This window comes from Burkholderia sp. SIMBA_051 (genome assembly GCF_046534915.1).
Taxonomy (GTDB): Bacteria; Pseudomonadota; Gammaproteobacteria; order Burkholderiales; family Burkholderiaceae; genus Burkholderia; species Burkholderia ambifaria.
The window spans coordinates 1-242 of record NZ_JAWRXS010000784.1; the positions used below are offsets into that span (position 1 = coordinate 1).

Here is a 242-nt window from a genome sequence, read left to right on the forward strand (position 1 = left end):
CGTGTACATGACCAACACGTTCGACAAGAAGGAAAACGTCGCCTTCAAGCACCTCGCGCTCGGGCTCGAGATGGTGCGCGACGGCAAGGCGACGGCGGACGTGCGCGCGCCGTTCGTCGCGTGGGCCGCGCATCATACCGACATCGTCGTGTCGCACCACTGGGAAAACGGCCTGAACTACCTGCTGTACGACGCGCTGTACGGCAACTACCCGCTCGTGCACAACTCGGCGTTCCTGCGCG

Annotated in this window: 1 protein-coding gene; it reads left to right on the plus strand. The window is 64.0% G+C overall.

Features of this window, described 5'->3' with window-relative positions; all coding sequences use genetic code 11:
- The coding region (locus SB771_RS36600; RefSeq protein WP_410722235.1) for a DUF2827 family protein at positions 1-242 on the plus strand (242 nt) is incomplete at both ends.